Source organism: Streptomyces sp. NPDC104226 (assembly GCF_055584085.1).
Map to the genome: position 1 here is coordinate 655,721 of NZ_JBVJMS010000002.1, position 13,785 is coordinate 669,505.

Annotated in this window: 12 protein-coding genes; 8 read left to right on the forward strand and 4 right to left on the reverse strand. The window is 74.3% G+C overall.

The features are described 5' to 3' along the window. Positions 1–76 precede the first annotated feature (76 nt). The 4 genes from ACZ60J_RS08280 (at position 77) to ACZ60J_RS08295 (ending at position 4,927) form a co-directional block, all read left to right on the forward strand. Entirely contained in the window at positions 77–1,408 is a 1,332-nt protein-coding gene (locus ACZ60J_RS08280) for a glycoside hydrolase family 18 protein (RefSeq protein ID WP_469679738.1), read from the forward strand. Positions 1,409–1,489: 81 nt separating this feature from the next. Next, on the forward strand, positions 1,490–2,737 hold the full coding sequence (locus ACZ60J_RS08285; protein WP_469679740.1) for a serpin family protein: 1,248 nt from the start codon (positions 1,490–1,492) through the stop codon (positions 2,735–2,737). Positions 2,738–2,837: 100 nt separating this feature from the next. Then, entirely contained in the window at positions 2,838–4,046 is a 1,209-nt protein-coding gene (locus ACZ60J_RS08290) for a serpin family protein (RefSeq protein WP_469679742.1), read from the forward strand. Continuing rightward, a complete protein-coding gene (locus ACZ60J_RS08295; protein ID WP_469679743.1) occupies positions 4,043–4,927 on the forward strand; it encodes an aldo/keto reductase in 885 nt (294 codons plus the stop codon). Before ACZ60J_RS08290 ends, ACZ60J_RS08295 begins: the two co-directional genes overlap by 4 nt. 23 nt (positions 4,928–4,950) lie before the next feature. Here ACZ60J_RS08295 and ACZ60J_RS08300 read toward each other — a convergent pair whose 3' ends face one another. Both ACZ60J_RS08300 and ACZ60J_RS08305 read right to left on the reverse strand, forming a co-directional pair. Then, positions 4,951–5,976, reverse strand: coding sequence for a PfkB family carbohydrate kinase (locus tag ACZ60J_RS08300; RefSeq protein WP_469679745.1), 1,026 nt, complete (start codon positions 5,974–5,976; stop codon positions 4,951–4,953). Continuing rightward, complete coding sequence (locus tag ACZ60J_RS08305) at positions 5,973–6,617, reverse strand: bifunctional 4-hydroxy-2-oxoglutarate aldolase/2-dehydro-3-deoxy-phosphogluconate aldolase (protein ID WP_469679747.1); 645 nt, start codon at positions 6,615–6,617, stop codon at positions 5,973–5,975. The genes ACZ60J_RS08300 and ACZ60J_RS08305 overlap by 4 nt, the downstream gene beginning before the upstream one ends. 85 nt (positions 6,618–6,702) lie before the next feature. Here ACZ60J_RS08305 and ACZ60J_RS08310 point away from each other — a divergent pair, with 85 nt between their 5' ends. Next, positions 6,703–7,503, forward strand: a complete 801-nt coding sequence (locus tag ACZ60J_RS08310) for an IclR family transcriptional regulator (protein WP_469679748.1) — start codon at positions 6,703–6,705, stop codon at positions 7,501–7,503. 57 nt (positions 7,504–7,560) lie between these two features. Here the strand turns inward: ACZ60J_RS08310 and ACZ60J_RS08315 are convergent, their stop codons facing one another. Together ACZ60J_RS08315 and ACZ60J_RS08320 are read right to left on the reverse strand one after the other, a co-directional pair. Beyond that, entirely contained in the window at positions 7,561–9,603 is a 2,043-nt protein-coding gene (locus tag ACZ60J_RS08315; protein WP_469679750.1) for a tetratricopeptide repeat protein, read from the reverse strand. Positions 9,604–9,804: 201 nt separating this feature from the next. Beyond that, positions 9,805–10,848, reverse strand: coding sequence for a S66 family peptidase (locus tag ACZ60J_RS08320; RefSeq protein WP_469679752.1), 1,044 nt, complete (start codon positions 10,846–10,848; stop codon positions 9,805–9,807). A 192-nt stretch (positions 10,849–11,040) separates the two neighbouring features. Between ACZ60J_RS08320 and ACZ60J_RS08325 the strand changes: the two genes are divergently transcribed. The 3 genes from ACZ60J_RS08325 (at position 11,041) to ACZ60J_RS08335 (ending at position 13,730) form a co-directional block, all read left to right on the forward strand. After that, positions 11,041–11,547 carry a helix-turn-helix domain-containing protein gene (locus tag ACZ60J_RS08325; RefSeq protein ID WP_469679753.1) on the forward strand — a complete coding sequence of 169 codons (507 nt, stop codon included), beginning with the start codon at positions 11,041–11,043 and terminating at the stop codon, positions 11,545–11,547. Continuing rightward, the gene (locus tag ACZ60J_RS08330) at positions 11,540–11,974 is read left to right on the forward strand and encodes a DUF4180 domain-containing protein (protein ID WP_469679755.1); all 435 of its coding nucleotides are present in this window, start codon (positions 11,540–11,542) and stop codon (positions 11,972–11,974) included. Before ACZ60J_RS08325 ends, ACZ60J_RS08330 begins: the two co-directional genes overlap by 8 nt. 76 nt (positions 11,975–12,050) lie before the next feature. Beyond that, positions 12,051–13,730 (forward strand): sigma-70 family RNA polymerase sigma factor, encoded by a 1,680-nt coding sequence (locus ACZ60J_RS08335; RefSeq protein WP_469679756.1) that lies wholly within the window; start codon positions 12,051–12,053, stop codon positions 13,728–13,730. Positions 13,731–13,785: the final 55 nt, after the last annotated feature.

Here is a 13,785-nt window from a genome sequence, read left to right on the forward strand (position 1 = left end):
GTGGTCCAGACCAATAGTTTCCGCATGCACAGCGCACGCGCCCCGGCACCACTCACCGCATCCGCAAAGGAAGCCCATGCGCCGCAGCATGCTCGGCAGGCTGGCAGTCGCCGCCTGCTCCCTCTCCCTGCTGACCGCCTTCGCCCCCGCCCACGACGGCTCCGGCCACGAAGGCTCCGGGCACGGACGCTCGTACAAGAAGGTCGGCTACTTCACCCAATGGGGCGTCTACGGACGGGACTTCCAGGTCCAGGAGCTGGAGAAGAACGGCAGCGCGAGCAAGCTCACGCACATCAACTACGCCTTCGGCAACATCAGTGCGGACGGCAAGTGCTTCACCGGCAACATCCCCGGTGAGGCCGACGCCTGGGCCGACTACGTCCGTCCGCTGGACGCCGAGAACTCCGTGGACGGCGTCGCCGACGACTGGGTGCAGCCGCTCGCCGGCAACTTCAACCAGCTCCGCGAGCTCAAGGCCAAGCACCCGAACCTCAAGGTCCTGATCTCCCTGGGTGGTTGGAGCTGGTCCACGCACTTCTCGGACGCCGCGCTCACCCCGGCCTCGCGCAAGGCCCTCGTGTCCTCCTGCATCGACCTGTACATCAAGGGCAACCTCCCGCAGGACGGCAGCCGCGGCGGCGCGGGTTCGGCCGCCGGCCTCTTCGACGGGATCGACCTCGACTGGGAGTGGCCCGGCTCCGCGGGCGACACCGACACCACCTACCGCCCCGAGGACAAGAAGAACTTCACGGCGCTGGTGGCCGAGTTCCGCTCGCAGCTCGACGACTACGCCCGCAGCCAGAAGCGGAAGGCGAAGTACGAGCTGTCCGCCTTCGTCCCGACCGCCCCCGCCAAGATCGACGCGGGCTTCGACGTCCGCCGGATCATGCGCGACCTGGACTTCGTGACCCTCCAGGGCTACGACTTCCACGTCTCCGGCGAGGCCAAGACCGCCCAGCAGTCCGCGCTGTACGCACGGAACGACTTCAGCGTCGACGGCACCGTGGACGCCTGGGAGCGGCGCGGCGCACCCGCGCACAAGCTCGTGATGGGCATGCCGTTCTACGGGCAGGGCTGGACCGGGGTCAGCGGCGGCGGGGACGGCATGGGGCAGCCCGCGACGGGTCCGGCGCCGGCCAAGTGGGCGAACGGCTACGCGGACTACAAGGAGCTCAAGGAGCTTGCCGCGTCCGGTACGTACAAGCTCCACCGGGACCGCCGAAACGGCAGCGCCTGGCTGTTCGACGGCACCAGCCTGTGGACGTACGACGACCCGCAGGTGCTGCGCACCAAGACCCGGTACATCCGCGAGGAGGGCCTCGGCGGCGCGATGTTCTGGTCGCTGGACGCGGACACCGCCGACGGTGAGCTGATGACCGCGGTCGACGAGGGCCTGCGCGGCCGCTGACGGCCCCGCCCCCCGAACAGCGCCGCCGGGTCGTGGAAATGGACGCGGCCCGGCGGCGCCCCAACCCTTACGCTCCCCCGCATGAGCATGAGGACGAAGACGGTACGGGCGGTCAACGCGCTCACCTCCCACTGGGCCGGGCACGCGGCGGCGGACGGAACGGGCACGGTGTTCACGGCCGCCGGGGTCTGGCCGCTGCTGGCCCTGCTCGCCGACGGCGCCGCAGGCCCCGCCCGCACCGAGCTGGAGCAGACGCTCGGCATACCCGCCGACACGGCGGCCGAGGCCGCCCGGGAGCTGCTGACCGCCCTGGACGGCGTACGGGGCCTGCGCGCGGCCACCGGCTTCTGGGCCGCGCGGGACCTCCCCCTGGAGGCGGCCTGGTCGGCGGGGCTCCCCGCCGGGACCCGGGGCACGCTCACCGGAGACGAAGCCACCGACCGCAAGGCACTGGACAGTTGGGCCGCCGAACACACCGACGGCCTCGTCGAGCGGATGCCGGTCCCCGTCGACGAGGAGACGCGCTTCGTGCTCGCCTCCGCCCTCACGCTGCGCACACGGTGGATCCAGCCCTTCGAGCCCTGGACGACCGAGATCGGCGAAGGCCCCTGGGCGGGCCGGGAGGTGCAGGGCCTCAGCCGCAGTACCACCCTCCTCGACCGGGTCCGCGTGGCCCGGGCGCCGGGCGGCCCGGTCACCCTGCTCGAGGTGGTCGGCGACGGCGGGGTGGACGTGCACCTCGTCCTGGGCGAACAGCAGGCCCCGCCGGGACCGACCCTCCGGGCGGGCATCGCGGCCGTCACCCGGGCGATCCCGTCCACGGGCGCGAGCCTGCTGCCCGAGGGGAATCCGGGGCCGGGACTGCACATCCGGAGCGTCCGCTCGGACACCCCCGAGCACTGGCTCCGCATCAGCACGGTGGCCTTCGAGGTGGAGGCCGACCACGATCTCCTCGACCCGGCCGCACTGTTCGGCCTGGAGAGCGCCCGCGACACCCGCACGGGCCACTTCCCGGGCATCAGCGCCGAGCCGCTCGCCGTCGGCTCCGCCCGGCAGTCGGCCGTGGCGCGCTTCCACTCCGAGGGCTTCGAGGCCGCCGCCGTGACGGCGTTCGCGGCTGTCGCCGGATGCGCGATGCCCCGGTCGAGATACACCGTCAGGCAGGCCCGGGTCGCCTTCGAGCGCCCCTTCGGCTTCCTCGCCGTCCATCGGACCTCCCGCCTGGTGCTCGCCGCGGGCTGGGTGGCGGACCCCCTACCGCCCGAGGAGCGGGACCACGCCGCGGAGGAGGCGGAGGCCTGGGCGGAACTCGATGCCGAGGAAGCGTAGGAGCCCGAGGAAGCCTAGGAGCCCGATGCGGCCGAGGAGGCCGAGGAACGGGACTGAGCCGCTCCCGCTCCGCCCGGCCCTCCCCCGTACGCTCCGCTCCATGGACAACTCGACGGTGGAGGCGGTCAACCGCCTGACGACACGCTGGGCGGCCCGGTGGTCGGCCCGGTCCGCGGACGCGGCCGAAGGCACGGTGTTCACGGCGGCCGGACTCTGGCCGCTGCTGGCCCTGCTCGCGGACGGCGCGGACGGGCCGGCCCGTACCGAGCTGGCCGAAGCCCTCGGCATACCCGCCGACTCGGCGGCCGCAGCCGCCCGGGAGCTGCTGACGGCCCTGGACGGCGTACGGGGCCTGCGCGCCGCCGCCGGCCTGTGGGCGCGGCGGGACCTCCCGCTGGAGGAGGCCTGGGCGGCCCGGCTCCCCGCCGGGACCCGGTCCGCCCTCAGCGGGGACGAGGACACCGACCGCAAGGCACTGGACGCCTGGGCGGCCGAACGCACCGGCGGCCTCATCGAGCGGATGCCGGTCGAGGTGGGCCCGCACGTCGAGCTGGTCCTCGCCTCCGCGCTCGCCCTGCACCTGACCTGGGAACAGCCCTTCTCCGAGCGGCCGGTGCAGCCGTCGCACGGCCCGTGGGGCGGGCGCTCCCTGCGCGGGCTGGCCGTCACCCACGCCTTCCCGGAGCGGATCCGGGTGGCCCGCGGCCCCTCCGGCCCCGTGACCCTGCTCCGCGTCCCGGGCGCACCCGGCGCCCGCGGTGCGGACGTGCACCTGCTGCTCGGCGAGCCCGGGGCCGCGCCCGGTGACGTCCTGACGACCGGGATCGCCGAGGTCACCGGCGCGCTCGCCTCCTCGACCGCGAGGGAGCTCCCCGAGGGCGACGCGGGTCCCGGGCTCTCGCTGCGCACGGTGGAGTCGACCACGCGCGAACCCGTGGCCCGGATCGGCACGGTGGCCTTCGACATCCGCGCCGAGCACGATCTGCTGGAGCACGCCGAGGCGTTCGGGCTCGCCGCCGCAGCCTCCGCGGCCGCCGCCCCCGGCTCCTTCCCCGGCATCTCCGCCGTCCCCCTCTCCGTCCGCTCCGCCCGTCAGTCGGCCGTGGCCCGCTTCCACGCGGAGGGGTTCGAAGCCGCGGCCGTCACCGCCGTCGGCATGTTCCGCGGGGCCGCGCGGACCCGTTCGTACCGGGTCCGGCAGGCCGAGTTCGAGGTGGACCGGCCCTTCGGCTTCCTCGCCGTCGACCGGGACTCGGGACTCGTGCTGTTCGCGGGCTGGGTCACCGACCCCGGTACCCTCACCCGATGACTTCCGACAAGATCACCGCGGCCGCATCCGGCACCTGGCTGCTCGGCGACCTCCCGGTCCGCCGCATAGGCTTCGGCGCGATGCGCCTCACGCACCTCGCCGACGGCTCCCCCAGCGACCGGGAGCGGGTGACCGGGGTGCTGAGGCAGGCGGTGGAGCTGGGCGTCAACCACATCGACACGGCCGCCTTCTACTTCTCCCCGACCCGCTCCGCCAACGAGCTCATCAACCGGGCCCTCGCCCCGTACGCCGACGAGCTGGTCATCACGACCAAGGTCGGTCCGGGCCGCGACGCCGCCGGCGACTGGTGGTGGGCCACGCCCGGGCAGTTGCGCGGGCAGGTCGAGGAGAACCTGCGCCAGCTCGGCCGCGACCACCTGGACGTGGTCAACCTGCGCGTCCCGCGCCAGGCGACGACCGGTTCGATCGCCGATCACTTCGGGGCGCTCGCCGAGCTGCGCACCGCCGGGCTGATCCGGCACCTGGGCGTGTCCAACGTACGGCCGGACCACCTCGCCGAGGCGCGGGCCATCGCGCCCGTGGTCTGCGTGCAGAACGCGTACGGGGTCGGTTCGCCGGCCGAGGAGCACGCCTTCCTCGACGCGTGCGGCGAACAGGGCATCGCCTTCGTCCCCTTCTTCGCGATCGCGGGCGCCGGCAAGGAGGCCGGAGGGGTCACCGAGGAGGGCCCGGCGGTACGCGACCTCGCGCGGGCCCACGGGGTGTCCCCGGCCCAGCTCCGCCTGGCGTGGACCCTGAGCCGGGGAGCGCACGTCCTCGCCATCCCGGGCACCGGGAACCCGGATCACCTGACCGAGAACGTCGCGGCCGGCGCGCTGCGGCTGTCGGCCGAGGAGACGGCCCTGCTCGAAGCCGCGTAGACACGCGGCGGCGTAGCCGCAGCTCATGGCGTCGCCTGTCCTGTGCCGAGGAGCTGGTCGCGGTGGGCGGCCGCCAGGGCGGCCATCTCGGCGAAATCCGGGATGCGTCCGGTGCCGCCGCGGCCGGACACGGAGAGGGAGGCGGCGGCCGTCGCGTACGCGACGGAGGCGGCGAGGCTGTCGCCCAGGGCGAGCCGGGCGGTGGCGGTGCCGGTGAAGCAGTCCCCGGCTCCGGTCGCGTCGACCGGGTCGGGGTTGACCGGGACGGGGTGGTACGCCGCGTGCGTGCCGTCGTGCAGCAGCAACCGGTCGGCGCCCGCGGTGACCGCGACGGTACGCGCGCCCAGGGCCCGGTAGCGGGCAGCGGCCTCGGCCGGGTCGTCGGTGTCGACCAGGGCCAGGGCGTCGGCCGGGCAGGAGGTCTTCAACAGCCCGGCCAGCGGGGCGATGCGGGCCAGCAGGGTGCGGGCCTCGGCCCGACTGGTGAGGCGGGAGCGGAAGTTGGGGTCGTAGGAGAGGTGCCCGCCCGCTCCGTGCACGGTCTCGGCGGCGAGCAGGACGGCTTCGCGGCTGCTCGGCGACAGGGCTCCGGTGATGCCGCTGGTGATGAGGGCCTTGGAGTTGGCCAGCAACTCCCGCCAGGAGTCGATGTGTTCCGGGGAGAGGGTGGAGCCGGCGCTGCCGGTGCGCCAGTACACGAACGCCCGGTCTCCCTCGGTGTCGGCGCTGAGCAGGTAGGCGCCGTTCGGGCGCGGGGAGCGGCGTACGTGGGAGACGTCCACGCCGAGCTCGGCCGCGCGGGCCAGCAGCGGGACGCTCAGCTCGTCCTCGCCGACGACGGCGAGGAGGGCGGTGCGGGCTCCGGCGGCGACGGCGGCGGCCGCGGCGTTCAGGGCGTCCCCGGAGAAGGAGATCCGGGCGGGGGTGCCGTCGGCGGCGTCCCGCAGGGCCGTCCCGGCGTGGATCTCGACGAGGACCTCGCCGAGGACGAGGACGTCGTACCCCTGCGGGACGGACGCGCTCCGGCTCGTGTTCCCGGGCCCGGTCACGGACGCCGTCCCGGGCCCGTGCAGTCGTCGCAGCAGGGCTGGGCGAGGTCGGCGAAGACGGCGGCCAGTTCGCCCGGGTCGGCGGGCAGGCCGCTGCCTATGCCGACGGCGGCGGCCCCGGCGGCGAGCCAGTCGCGGACCTCGCCGGGTGCGATCCCGCCGGTCGGGATGATCAGGGCCTCGGGAAGCACGGCCTTGAGGGAGCGGATGAACTGCGGGCCGCCCACGTGGGCCGGGAACACCTTCGCCGCGCCGGCGGACCGTACGGCCGAGGCGATCTCCCCCGGGGTGAAGCCGCCTTCGATGAAGACGGCGCCGCGCTCCCCGGCGACCTCGCGGACCTCGGGGGCGGGGTAGGGCGAGACGAGGAAGGCGGCGCCCGCGTCGAGCGCGGTCCGCGCGGCCGCGGCGGTGGTGACGGTGCCGACTCCGATGAGGGCGGGCCGCCCCTGCGCATCGGTGAGCGGCACGGTGCGGGCCACGGCCTCGGCCCAGCCGGGGGTGGAGGTGGTGAGTTCGACGGCGCGGCAGCCTGCGGCCAGCAGGGCGGTGGCGTGGCGGACGGCCTCGTCCGCGTCGGCGTTGCGCAGGACCGGCAGCAGTCGCTGCGCGGTGATGGCCGCGTACGGGTGACAGGACAAGGGACCCCCATTTGTTCCACGTAATGGAACTCGGTATCATGTAACGGAACTTCTGCTGCAGACCATACCCACCTCTGGAGATCCCTTGTCCACGGATGAAAGGCCCGAGAGCGAAGAGGCCGGAACCACCTCCCGTGGCGGCCGCACCTCCGCCGCGGGCACGGCGCTGGAGAAGTCGATGCGGATCCTGGAGGCCGTGGCCGCCCCCGGCGGCCCGCACCGGCTCACCGATGTCATGGCGGCGGCGGCCGTGCCGAAGTCGAGCACCTTCCGCATCCTGGCCTCGCTGATCGAGCAGGGCTTCGTACGGTCCGAAGGCGAGAGCCGCTACGGCGCCGGCCCCCGGCTGCGCGCGCTGTCCGCCCTGGTCGCCGGCGGGGAGCCGGCCGGCATCGAGCAGATCCTGCGGGAACTGCAGGAGGCCACGGGGCAGGCGGTCCATCTCGCCCTGCACAGCGGGGAGACCATCACCTACATCAGGAAGCTGGAGAGCGAGCAGCCCTTCCAGACCGCCTCGCGGGTCGGCATGCGGATGCCGCTGCACACGACCGCGATCGGCAAGAGCATCCTGGCCCACCTGCCCGGGGCACAGGCCCGCGCGCTGGTCGCCTCGGCCGGGCTGCCGCGCCGCACGCCGAACACCCTCACGACGCCGCAGGCCCTGGAGGCGGAGCTGGCAGCCGTACGGGAGCGGGGGTTCGCCCTGGACGACGAGGAGAACGAGGCGACCATCCGCTGCATCGGCGCCGCGATCCTCGACACCGGGGGCCGCCCGATCGGCGGCGTCAGCATCACCACCGTCACGTTCCTGGTCTCCCGCACGGAGATCGAGGCCTACGCACCCGCCCTGCTCGCGGCCACCCGAGCACTGGCCCCGCTGCTGTAGGCAGTCGACTCAGGGGCGGCCGCCGGGATTCGGCCGACAAGATCCGAAAGGGACGGCCTAGTCGGCCGTCGGGGCCCGGTCGGCGGTTCGGGCGAGTAGGTCCCGGGCCGTCCGCAGGTGTCGGTGGCCCGGTTCCAGGACGGACTCGGCCCGCGCGAGGGCGCCGGTCAGTACCGCGGCCGCCTCGGTGGCCCGGTCCAGGGCGAGCAGGGCGCGGGCCCATTCCAGGCGGGAGTAGAACGCGTGCGGATGGTCCTCGCCGAGCACCCGGGTCCGGTCGGCGGTGAGCTCCGCCCAGGCCTCGGCCGCCTCGGCGGGGCGGCCCGCGCGGGCCGCCAGCGACGCCATGCTGCTCCGGACCGCGAGCGTGTGCGGGTCGTCGGGCCCGATCCCCTCGGCGGCTTCGGCCTCTGCCAGCAGGCGCCCCAACTCGGCTTCCGCTGCGGCCGTCTCCGCGGCCCGGAACCAGATCAGGCTGCGCCGGGTCGCGAGCACCTGGGGGTGCCCGGCGCCCTGGACCCGTAAGCGATCGGCCAGCAGCAGGTCCAACTGCCCCGCAGCCGCACGGTGATCACCACCCTCCCCGGTGAAGTAGGCCAGCTGGTGACGGGCCGCCAGGGTGTCCGGATGGTCGGGCCCCAGTACCTCGGCGACCTCCACGAGCAGCTCCGCGAACTGGGCCGCGGCGGCCCGGTGGTTCCCTGACTCGCCTACGAAGAAGGCCAGTTGATGGCGTGCCGCCAGGGTGTCGGGGTGCCGGGGGCCGAGCCGGCCGGCGCGCCTGCGGGCGATCCCGGCGAGATCGGCGGCGGCCCGGCGGGGTTTCCCGGAGTCTCCTACGGCGATGGCCAGCGGCAGTTCGGCGCCGGGGACCCCGCCGTGCGAGGCGAGGCAGAGGGCCTCGACGGCCCGCGCGAGGCGGCCCTCCTGATGGGCGACGAGCCCCATGTCGTAGGCGTCGGCGGGCTCCACCAGGGGCAGCAGCCCCCGCCACAGGTGGTCGGGCACGGGGCCGTGGCCCGGCGCGTTCAGCAGGTAGTCGAACGCGGTGAATCCGGCCCCGAAGTTGCCGATGAGCAGCCCGCTCGTGGCGTAGGCGGCCGCGCAGGCCCAGTCCATCGCCTCCGCGAACGGCTCGGGCTGGAGGTCCCCTCCGCCCCGGGCCTCCAGGTAGGGGGCGTGCAGCTCGCGCAGCCACGCGCGGCTCACGGGGCGGCGCAGTCCGGCCCGGCGGCAGTCCACCGCCGCCGCGACCACGGCGGCGCCGCGCGGATTGGCGCCCGGGGCCCAGGCGTTCTCCCAGGCCGCCAGGAGTTCCGGGCCGGCCGCCAGCACCTCGGCCACCCCGAACCGCTCGCCCGCGCGCAGCGCGGCCCCGATGCGCGGATCGCCCCGGTGGGCGGCGGCCCGGCCGCGCTCCGCCCGGGACCAGTGCCGGGGCAGCCTGACCACCACCGCCTGGTGGAGCAGGTCGCGCTGGGCCCGCCAGGCGTCCCGGTCGGATCCGGTGAGCCGGCTCTCCTCACGGGCGTCGTAGCGCCGGTACTCCTGGACCCGCATCGTCGCGATGACCACCGCCGTCCCCAGGGAGGCGAGTTGGGCGGTGCTGAGGCCGCCGGCTCCGAGGTAGTCCTCCAGGTCGTCCAGCCACAGCACGGCGCGGCGCCGCCGCCCGGCGATCCGCACCGCTTCGGGCAGGGCGGCGCGGGAGAGCGGGCGGAGGAAGGCGTGCCGCGGGTAACGGCTGCGGGCCACCTCGTAGGCGAGCCGGGTCTTGCCCGCCGTGGACTCCCCCACCACGAGGACGAAGCGGCTCTGTTCCAGGGCTGTGCGCAGCCCCGGTTCGGCGTCGCGCCGGATGTACGCGGGCGGGGCGGCGGGCGCCTCGGCCGGGTGGGCTCCGGCGAGTTCGGGGCGGTCCACCTGGCGCAGCAGGGGGATCCGGCCCGCCGCCGTACGGAGCACCTCCCCGGCGGCCCGCGGGTCGGCGCCCTCGCCGGACGGCCGCATCAGCTCGGCGGCGAGTCCGGACAGCGTGGTGACGGCCGCGCCGATCCCGGCGGCCCAGGGCCCCGAGGTCCACACCGCCGCCAGCGCCACCGCACCTGCTCCGAGCCCTACCGAACCGAGGTATCCGGCCCAGCCCCTCGCCCGGCCGGATCCCCTCAAGAGCAACGCCGACATGCCGCCCCCAACACGTCCCGTGGGAGCCCCATTGTCACCCCGGACCGGGGCGGGTGAACCCCAACGGAGCTACTGCGGAGGGAAGTTCGTCAACGACTTCGGGGAGTTCGGCGGAGTTCAGTACGTGACGAAGATCCGGCGGGCTGGGCCGTCCACCCTGATCCGGCCCCCGACGGGGACCACGATCTGCGGGTCGGTGTGCCCGAGGTCGACGTCGAAGACGGCCATGGTGCCGGGGGCGTACTCGCCGAGGGCCCGCAGGACCGCTTCGCGCTGCTCGCGGCGGTAGCGTTCCCGCTCCTCGGCGTCGAAGCGGTTCTCGAAGGACCAGCTCTTCGCCCGGCCCATCAGGAAGGCGGGGAACTGCCGCAGCAGTCCGCGCTCCCCCATGTTGCGCAGGATCCAGTAGACGTCACGGGCGCTCGGCATGTCCTCCGAGGTCTCCAGGAAGAGCACCCCGCCGGCGTACTCCTCGACGGGCCGCACCGCGCGGTCGGCCATCAGCAGCCAGGAGAGGATCTCCAGGTTCCCGCCCCAGCCCTCGCCCTCGACCACCCGGTCGGCGTTGTGCCAGGTCCAGCCTCCGACCGGTTCCAGGTCCGGTTCGGCGTCGAAGGTGCGCGGGTCGTCCCAGGGGCCGTTGACGTCCCCGCTCGCTCCGGCGGCGGTCAGCTCGTACTCGCCCGAGGTGAACAGCGCCGCGCGCAGGGACTCGGCCGTGAGCGGGTTCATGGCGCCGGGCCGTCCGAGCTCGACCATCACGGAACCCCCGTGGTAGGCGACCAGCCCGAGGCTCCGCAGGTGCAGGAGCAGGTTGGTGTTGTCGCTGTATCCGAAGAACGGCTTGGGGTTGGCGCGCAGGAGATCGGCGTCGAGGTGCGGGAGCAGCGTGATCTGGTCGTCGCCGCCGATGCTGGCGATGACGGCCTTGATCTCGGGGTCGGCGAAGGCGGCGTGCAGGTCGGCGGCCCGCTCCCGGGGCGTCGCGCCCATCTTCCGGGTGGTCGGGTACTCCACCGGCTCCAGGCCGAACTCCTCGCGGAGCCTGCGCAGCCCCAGCTCATAGGGCTGCGGGAACAGCTCGGGCAGACCGGCCGAGGGGGAGAGCACCGCGACGCGGTCTCCGGGGCGGGGCTTGGCGGGGTAGCGAGGATCCGTCATCCGAAGATCCTAGAAGCACACCGAACCACCACCGAAGCGGTTTTCCGCGGCCCCGCCCCGGTCGACGCGCGACTCGAGGTGGCCGTCGGCGCCGATCACTTCCGCCGCTTCGGGCCTCCAGACCTTCCGCATCCTTCCCTATCGGAACTCATTCACACTACAACCGCACCCTTTAGGGTAGGATTCGGAGTCATGAGCGACGAAGGACGCGAGCTGTACTCGGTCGGCGAGGTGGCGGAGCTGCTGGGGCTGCACGTGCGCACCGTACGGAACTACGTGCGCGACGGGCGGCTCAAGGCCGTCCGGATCGGCAAGCAGTACCGGATCAGCCGGGCGGACTTCGAGGCGCTCACGAGCGTGCCCGATCCGGCCGACGAGGTTGCCGACACCCCCCGGGAGGCGCCGCGGCGGCACCTGGAGGTGTCGAGCATCGTGCAGATCGACGCGATCGGCCCCGACGCGGCGGACCGGCTCGCGACCCTCGTCACGGCGAGCGCGCAGTCCCCGAGGGACACCCCGGGCACGCTGCGGGTCCAGACGGTCTACGACAAGGAGCGGGCCCGCATGAAGATCGTGGTCCTCGGCGACGCGGCCACCACCGCCGATCTGCTGCACCTGGTCGACGGGCTGCTCGGGCCGGGCAACGGCATGGGGGACGAAAGCGACCGAAACGACGAAAGCGGGGCACACCGTGGCTGACCTCCTCGTGGAACACCACGGCGTCCCCGTTCTGGTCTGCGCCGCCGACGGCCCGCCGGTCGTCACCGAGCAGGACGCACTCGACCAGTTGATCGGCGGCGCCTTCTACCGGACCGACATCGTCGCCGTCCCGGTGGAACGCCTGGACGCCGGCTTCTTCGACCTGCGCAGCGGGCTCGCCGGGGCGATCATGCAGAAGTTCGTGAACTACCGGGTCCGCCTGGTGGTCGTGGGCGACCTCGCGCACCATCTGGAGGCGAGTTCGGCCCTGCGCGACCTCGTCCGGGAATCGAACGAGGGCCGTCACATCTGGTTCCTGCCCGATCTCGACGCCCTGGCCTCCCGCCTCGGCCCGGCGCCTGCCGAGGCCGGGAAAACAGGGCCGGGCGCTCCGGATTCCGCATCCGCGGAACGGATCGACGGATAAGCGTTATCGGAGTCCCCCTCGACGGTCTCCCAGGTATTGGGCATCATCGAGCGCCGGTACGGACAGGGACTTTTCTATGAGCACTCAGCACACGGCAGCACTGGTGGCCGCGGCCCGCGCGGGCGACCCGCGCGCCCAGGACGACCTGGTCAGCACCTATCTGCCGCTGGTCTACAACATCGTCGGGCGGGCCCTGAACGGGTCCGTAGACGTGGACGACGTGGTCCAGGACACGATGCTGCGGGCACTCGACGGGCTGGGCGGCCTGCGCGACGACCACAGCTTCCGGTCCTGGCTGGTCGCGATCGCCATGAACCGGGTGCGCGCCCACTGGCAGGCCCGCCGGAGCGCCCCCGGCGAAAGCGGGCTGGAAGCCGCCTGGGAGCTCGCCGATCCGGGCGCCGACTTCGTGGACCTGACCGTCGTACGGCTCCAGCTGGAGGGCCAGCGGCGCGAGACGGCCCGTGCCACGCGCTGGCTCGAGCCCGACGACCGGGCGCTGCTGTCCCTGTGGTGGCTGGAGTGCGCCGGGGAGCTGACGCGCGCGGAGATGGCGCAGGCGCTGGAACTGTCCCCGCAGCACACCGCAGTGCGGGTGCAGCGGATGAAGGCGCAGCTGGAGGCGGCCCGGGTGGTGGAGCGGGCGCTGGGTGCCCAGCCGCCCTGCGAGGACCTGCGGGCCGTGGCGGCGAGCTGGGACGGGCAGCCCTCGGCGCTGTGGCGCAAGCGAATAGCCCGGCACGCCCGCGAGTGCCTGCGGTGCGCCGGGCTGTGGAACGGCCTGGTTCCGGCCGAAGGCCTGCTGGCCGGGCTGGCGCTGCTGCCGGTCTCCGTGGCGCTGCTCGCGGGCGTACGGGCGGCCCTGGACTCCGGCTACGCCTCCGCGGGCCTGGCCGGCGCCGCCACGGCGTACGGTCCGGGCGGCTCCGCCGCCCCCGACGCCGGCCACGCCGGCCACGCCGATGGCGGCAGCGGCCTCGAAGCACAGTTCGCCTCGGCGGGCGGCCCCGGCGACGGGCGCGCCTCGCTGCGCAAGCAGCGGCGCACCCGGGGCCGGCGCCGGGTGATCGGTGGCGCGGTGCTCGCCGCCTGTGTCGTGGGAGGCGGGGTGACGTACCTCGCCGCCCGCCCCGACGGCGGGTCCCCCGAGCTGCCTCCGGCCGCGCTCGTGGCGCCGGAATCGGGAACCGCACTGCCGCCCGAGGCGGCCTCCCCCACCCCGAGCCCCTCGGAGTCCGCCTCTCCGAGCGCCTCGCCGAGCCCGAGCCCCAGCCCGAGCTCGACCCCGACTCCGAGTCCGACCCCCACGCCCACCCCGAAGCCGAGCCCGAAGTCCACCCCGCCGAAGAGCCCCGCTCCCGCCCCGCCGGGCGGCAGCACCGCCGCCCAGGTGATATCCCTGGTCAACTCCGAGCGGGCGAAGGCCGGCTGCGGGCCGCTCAAGGACGACCCGCAGCTGCGTGCGGCCGCCCAGGGGCACTCCGACGACATGGCGCGGCGGGACTTCTTCTCGCACACCAACCCGGACGGCGCGGACCCGGGCAAGCGGACCACCGCCGCGGGGTACCGCTGGTCCACCTACGGGGAGAACATCGCGAAGGGGCAGCGGACCGCGGCCCAGGTGATGGACTCCTGGATGAAGAGCCAGGGACACCGCGAGAACATCCTCAACTGCTCCTTCAAGGACATCGGCGTGGGCATCCACCAGGGCGCCGGCGGCCCGTGGTGGACGCAGAACTTCGGCGCCCGGATGTAGGGCCCTCCGCCACGCTCCGCCCCCGCCCGGCCACGCTCTGCCGTACCCCCGTCCA